Origin of the sequence: Bartonella florencae (assembly GCF_000312525.1) — a bacterium.
GTDB classification, from domain to species: Bacteria; Pseudomonadota; Alphaproteobacteria; order Rhizobiales; family Rhizobiaceae; genus Bartonella; species Bartonella florencae.
In genome coordinates, this window is the sequence record NZ_HE997452.1 from 69,708 (window position 1) to 76,204 (window position 6,497).

Here is a 6,497-nt window from a genome sequence, read left to right on the forward strand (position 1 = left end):
GGTCCAACACTGCCCCCTCCACCCGATGCCGTTAAGGTTCTCGCAGAATTCTGCCGACTTTGAAGTGCTGCAATTTGATCATTGGCTTGGACCGCTTGGTTTTGATACCCTAGATTTTGCGCTATCCTATAAAGCTCTTCTGCTGGATTAACGCCTTTTTGTGCACACGTTGCGACAATCATACGTAATTCATCCCCTATAATCGCATCTAGCGTACTCTTTTGCGCATAATTCGGATAAACAGAAGACCACGCACTCAACTGCTTTGCACGCGTCTCATAAAGAAAATCTGCCGCAGCATCAAAATCACCGGTTTTTTTCTGAAAAGACTCAACAGAACTGTTGAAAAACTGACCAAGACGCATATCATGCTGCTGTTGTTCCTCAGCTTGTCTTATCGCTTCCTTCTGTTCCCTAATATACGCATCTTGCTTTTGAATCCTATCTAACATCCACGACACTAAACGGACGGGGTCCTCACGTAGATCGGGGGGTGCGCTTTCTCCTTCAACTATTGGCGTCTGCGCTTGGGGTTGAGTTTCATAAAACTTGACAAGCGCTTCACGGGCTTGCTTGACTCGTTCTTCTGAAGGTTGCCGATCTAGACTTGGAACACTCCCTGAAAGCTGTTCAACGGGCTCTGCAACCGGCTCTGGAGACGTAACATCATGGCTCTCAACCGTTGCGACCTCGTGATCAACATCAAAAGAGCCCTCATCATCAAAGACTGGTGCTCCACTTCTGTAATCCTCATTCAATCCTTCATTCATTTCTGCATTCATTCTTTCACCTTTCTCAAATGCTTCTTCCTCTATAGGTTGCTGCTCGCTCTCGCATGATCTGATTTTGCTCTTGCTCATTGATTATGCGTTGCCGTTCAAGCTCATGTCTCTGTTGCATCAACTCTGCTTCTAGTTCTGCTCTCTTTTGACGCATGAACAGTTCAATCTGCTTGCCTTGTAAATCCATTTGTTGCATCTGGCTTTTCGCTGCTATGTCCTGCTGCTTTTCTTGCAACTTCATTTCTTGTTCTGGATTCATCTGTTGCTGCGCTTGTTGCGCCATTTGCTGCTGTTGTTGAACCTTCTCACTGACACGATTAAGCAGTGACGCAGGCAATGGGGAATAACGCAGCAAATCAAGCATGATATCCGGTGTAACCGCATTTTGAAGCAACGGTAATAATTGCGTGATAATGCCAAAGGTACGCTCTTTCTCATTCGGACTGGTTGGGGCATCATCGACCACAATATCATAATCAACACTCATCACCGCTTCACGCGTCAAAGGAATATATTGCGCATTCTCTTCTCCAGAAATCCGCACCAAACGACCATCAGACAGATAATTCTGGATCAAGTGTAAAATAAGCTTGCCTTGCCTTTTGCGATACAAACGCAACCCATCAAATAGACAAGCAAGCAAGTTAAGACTGGATTGACGACGTTGTGCCTCTAAAATCCCTGCTTGTGAGACTTCTCTCGTTCCTATAAACTCTGGCGATAAACCTGTTACTTGATTAATCGCTTCTTTCGCTTCATTAAACAGCTGGAAAAAGCCCGTGGGAAATTGTGCTACGGGTTTTGGTTGTATTTTACCACTTGCCAAAGCGCCATTTTTTAAAACCGTAATACTATCTGCCCTACTCCAACTTTTTACCGCTTCTCTCTCATCCTCAAAAGCCCCCCTCTCCGCCATAATCCCGCCTTTGGATTGGCTATTAAGGATATGCATCACTTGGCTAAAATATTTATTCGCCCACCGTTGTGGATCTTTGGTAGGACGCACAACCCCATAAAATTGCCGCTCTAACTTGTCAAAATAACCCGTTATACATTCCCACCCTAATTGACCAGCAGGAACCATGGGTTGATCGGGGCACAACAAAACTTTCCTGCCTAAAAAAGCACGTTTAACAACCTTTTTATTAAAAACTGCCCCTTGTATCTGAGGCATCATGCATTGAAGTTGCTTAAATTCCTCCTCACTATAATCACGAAGTTCTCCCGTCGATAAATCGGGCGCCTTATAATATCTCTCGCTTTCAAACCAACGGCATTCAACAAGGGTAATCATCCGTCGACCGTTTTCAGCATCAATGCCCCTCTCATCATCATAAGCCTCTAGATCATTATGATGACCCCCTTCATAAGCACTCCCATCCCGCGCCCAATCTGCACTCAGTTCACTCCAATGGGCTTTGGGAAACATTTGTCTTGCAACTTCCAAAGGCTTGCGGTCCACATACCACATGCGTTGCGCATCGGTTAAATTCGGTTGTACTGCCGCGCTATCCCATACCATTTTCAGAGGGTCTAAACGCGTAATAACCGGTTCGCCATCAAGGCTGTTTTCATAATCAAGACGCGTATCAGTCCACCCCATGCCGCAAATGACAGCATCTTGGAAAGCATCCGAGTCCGCATATTCGGCTTGTGCCATATCCCGAAACCATTCAGCTGCCCCTGTAAGCAATTCACTAGGCAACGCTTTGCCTATTTGACGGGGAATAAACTGTACTTCACGTTTGTTATTACGCTCTGACCCCACAACCGCATTGACCAATGGTGCAATACGATTAAAAGTCATAACGGGGCGGCGTTGCTCTTTTAATGCCGCTAAATCCGCTTCATTCCACTGATCACCGTTGTAAAAACGAAAATCCTCCCTTGCATGCTCGCGCCATTTGTTCACATGCTCAACATCTTCTTTGTACCAAGAGACAAGTTTACGAAACAAACCTTCTGTTGACAGATCTGAAGCGTTGCTATCTTGCTCTAAATGCTCTCCATCATGCATCATTCTGCCATCCATGACGTACTCTCATAAGCTTCTCTACCGCTGTAAGCTTGTCTCTTATGTTTCTGTATTGGTTGCTCATAACCCACACACATTAATCCAAAAGCATCTGCCCCATGACTCGACCAATCATGCTCTGCCCCTAATCCAATACCCCGCTTCTCATCCCATTTCTCGTGATACCAATTGAGTGCCTTACGACCTGCTACCGTTGTCTCCTCGTGAAACCAAACAGAAGGCAAGATACGGCGCACCGCCTCTATCCGCATTTTGACTGCACCAGCCCCTTGATTAGGGATCACTTGCGTTTCAAAACCAGCATCATTAAGAGCACTCTCAAAACTCACATTGTACACACGGTCTCTGGTTGCACCGTCATGGGGTAATACCATCAGTGCCTTCTCATAACCATTGCCCCGCAACCAACCGATATGCTCGGATAATGGCTGCCCCTGTGCCTCGTAATAATCTAGCACTCTGATCTCTCTGCCAACAAATTGTGCTATCCAAATCGCTGTGGCATCTGCCTTAGCGCCCGTCCCCCCAATATCCCAAAAGGCGCGTATCTGCATCAATGGATCACGTGCAACACGCCCTATCCGCCCCTCTTGCTCAGCTGCCAACATCTCTTTCTGAAAGTAAGCCCCTTGAACCGCTGTAAGATAAGCCCCTTCCCATATATGTTTATAGGTCTCGGGGCGGTTTCTCAAATCATCAAGTCGCGCTTCATTCAAGATCTTGGGGAAATATGGATTATCTGACCAGTTAACCTCTACACGTTTAATGGCTTCATTATCCGAAAAGCGAAATCGTTTCTCAACCGGTGCATTATCCCGCAATGGGTTCCATGTTACCCATAACTCTGCTCTCCAATCCTCCCCCTCTTCACGCAATGTTGGTATAAGAGTCTGCCAAGCAGTCTCTGTGACCGGCTCTGCCTCGTCAACCCAACAGAGCAAAATACGCCCCATCGATTTGATACTCGCAATATTGCGGTCTAGTCCAGAAAACTGAAAAGAAATACGACCATCTTTCGACTTAATCGAAGCTTCCCCAACCTTATAATAGCTCTTTAAAAAATCGTGGGATTCAATAGCACGCTTAATTTCCTCCAATGAACTCTCTGCTAGCGAATTTTGAAACTGACGCGCACAAAGAATAGTCCCCGATATCCCTTTCATACCAAATTGATAGCCTCTTAAAGCTGCCATCAAAGCAAATGATCTTGTCTTGCCAGACCCTCTCCCTCCCCAAGCTGCACGCACTGACGCTTTTCCTACAAATATGGGAATAAGCTTTGGACCTATGGTAACTTTCGTTACAGTCATCTTACTCTAAAGCATTTTCCTCAAAATCAGGCGCTACAATTTCTATACGCGTTATCGCCTTAATTGCATCTCCATCCTCCCCTGTTACTTGTAAAGGCAACACTTTACCAAGCAATGCTAAATAAGCAGCAGGGCATTTGACTGCTTGCTTTTTTAGATAAGAAACCAAACCTTCATTTCCATATTCATTACCTGCCAATTCAGCAGCTTTAATAATTGCCTCTTTAAGAAGACGTGTATTCTTGTTTGGAACCCCTTTCACACGCCCTTTTCCTGCATTGGGTGGTGACAAGTTTCTTTTTGATTGTAGAACCTGTTCTGTATTTTCGCATGTCATAAAATACGCCCTCCAGATAATAAAAAACCCCGCATTTGCGGGGATTTTTCACTGTACATCACCCTCGTTAGACACAATACGCCTAAGTACAGCAATGTCATTAAATACGATTTGCTACACTTTGTCAACACAAAAATAACACATATTGATATTTTTAAAGGAGATAAATATGAAGAAAATGAAGAAGCTTAGAATCTGATTGCCAGTAAACCTAACGATCAAAATGCTTATGAAGCGCATTAAGAGCAACCTTTAGTGAATTCACGAGATGCGGTAACTCTTGATCTTCACTAACGAGGTACTGTAGTGCTGCATAAAGGTTATACTGTCTATAGAGACATTGCGCTTCTTTTATCACCTCTTGCGTGTTTAAAAACTTCTCTGTTGCGAATTCTACCCATTTATCTCTTGCTTTATCATCAGAAGATGACGGCATTTCGTCATAAATAGCATTAGGCAAGCCCTTTGCACAAAGGTAGTCGTTTCTTATCTGTAGATATTGTTGTGCGGTGTCATATTGCTCTTGAGTAAGCACACCTTGCAAGCAAAGCCGCCCTATATAAGTACCAGAAAGCGGATTTTTTGCAGCTTGTAAGCTTAAACAGAAGCGCTTTGCACGCATTTCTATTGCCAATTTATCAACGGCTTCACGAGGCGCTTTTGCTCGTGAGATACGTCCATTAGCTTCTCTTACCTGCCCTGTTATCTTAGGGCGTCCCCTCTTTTTATTTGCTTTCACTTACACCCTCTGATACCTTATCAAAATGATATGCGTACATTGCACAGTCTCTTAACGAATCTATTTCTTGTTCTGTAACAGCATAGTGAACAGTCCTTCTAGGATGACAATCTGCAGTAATCTTAACGAAAGATTCAGGTTGTTTCTTAATATCACTACCGGCAAGCCGAAGCTTTTTAAGACCAAGAGGCTCCTTTTCTCTCCGCTTTTTGTGAGTGTTTATTGATTTTTTGTGTGAAATATTCTTCAATGTCATGGTCTTTTAGTTTCACACCTAATCGCTCAAAATTATATACTTTCTTCCATGGGGACCCTTCCTCATGGGATTCATTACGTAGGTAAGCTGCTGAAAAATTTTTATACGCATTCCAAACGATCTCTAATAATTTAACGGTATATTCATTTGTTGAGTTTTTATGAATTTTAGGGATAAAAATTTCTCCTGTCTCTAAATCAACTGTCCGAGAATAACAATCGATAAAACACCTTCCCCAATCTTTAAACTCATGATAAAGAGCCGGTATCACGGGACCATGCTGCCATGCCTCTATACGATCAGAAAAAAGACGCTTACCTGTAGCTGCTAACATCCATCCATACGCAAGATACACCAGCTTAATAAGCTTCATGGGAGAAATTGGGATATTCTCTTCACGTCCTTTTTCAAGAAAAAAGTTAGCAATTTGCTGAACTTGGTACATATCATTCATACCCCACAAAATATGCAACTTTACAGAAGTCCTTTAACATCATCACTTTTCTCATTCAATAATGCTCCTCTAAAAAGGAACACCATCATTTGGTACTGCAGGCATATCAAGAGGTCTGTAAATGCTTCTGTCATAGGGGGATGATTGCTCTTGATTATCATCATTTTTGCCATCTAAAAGCTTTAAGTCGCCTTTGTACTTAGGTAAAACGACTTCTGTTACAAAGCGGTCAATACCGTTTTTATCTTGCCATTTACGGGTTTGAAGCTGCCCTTCAATATAGACTTTGCTGCCTTTGTGTAAATATTGAAGCGCTATTTTTGCCAAATGTGGATTAAAAACCACCACGGAATGCCATTCTGTTTTCTCTACTTTTTGGTGTGTATTTTTATCTGTATAGCTCTCAGATGTTGCCAACCGAAAATTGACTATTTCGGCACCAGAATTCATAGTTTTGCTTTCGGGATCCGCCCCTAAATAACCAATTAAGATCACTTTATTCAACATGCTTGTGAGTTCCATTTGATTTGCATTTCCTACAAATAAAACCTTATCATAATTTCATTATTTGTTCAATTATTTCA

7 protein-coding genes are annotated in these 6,497 nt (G+C 43.0%); all 7 read right to left on the minus strand.

Annotated elements, in window-relative coordinates:
* On the minus strand, positions 1-782 hold a 782-nt coding region (locus tag BN202_RS03080), incomplete at its 3' end, for a hypothetical protein (RefSeq protein WP_019219068.1).
* 13 nt (positions 783-795) lie between these two features.
* Positions 796-2,814, minus strand: a complete 2,019-nt coding sequence (locus BN202_RS03085; RefSeq protein ID WP_019219069.1) for a portal protein — start codon at positions 2,812-2,814, stop codon at positions 796-798.
* Complete coding sequence (locus BN202_RS03090; RefSeq protein WP_019219070.1) at positions 2,799-4,127, minus strand: PBSX family phage terminase large subunit; 1,329 nt, start codon at positions 4,125-4,127, stop codon at positions 2,799-2,801. Before BN202_RS03090 ends, BN202_RS03085 begins: the two co-directional genes overlap by 16 nt.
* Position 4,128: 1 nt before the next feature.
* Positions 4,129-4,464 (minus strand): hypothetical protein, encoded by a 336-nt coding sequence (locus tag BN202_RS03095; RefSeq protein ID WP_019219071.1) that lies wholly within the window; start codon positions 4,462-4,464, stop codon positions 4,129-4,131.
* Between the two features lie 211 nt (positions 4,465-4,675).
* Positions 4,676-5,203, minus strand: coding sequence for a hypothetical protein (locus BN202_RS03100; protein WP_019219072.1), 528 nt, complete (start codon positions 5,201-5,203; stop codon positions 4,676-4,678).
* Between the two features lie 176 nt (positions 5,204-5,379).
* Complete coding sequence (locus BN202_RS03105) at positions 5,380-5,913, minus strand: Panacea domain-containing protein (protein ID WP_244426403.1); 534 nt, start codon at positions 5,911-5,913, stop codon at positions 5,380-5,382.
* Positions 5,914-5,982: 69 nt separating this feature from the next.
* Positions 5,983-6,420 carry a single-stranded DNA-binding protein gene (gene ssb, locus BN202_RS03110; RefSeq protein ID WP_019219074.1) on the minus strand — a complete coding sequence of 146 codons (438 nt, stop codon included), beginning with the start codon at positions 6,418-6,420 and terminating at the stop codon, positions 5,983-5,985.
* Positions 6,421-6,497: the final 77 nt, after the last annotated feature.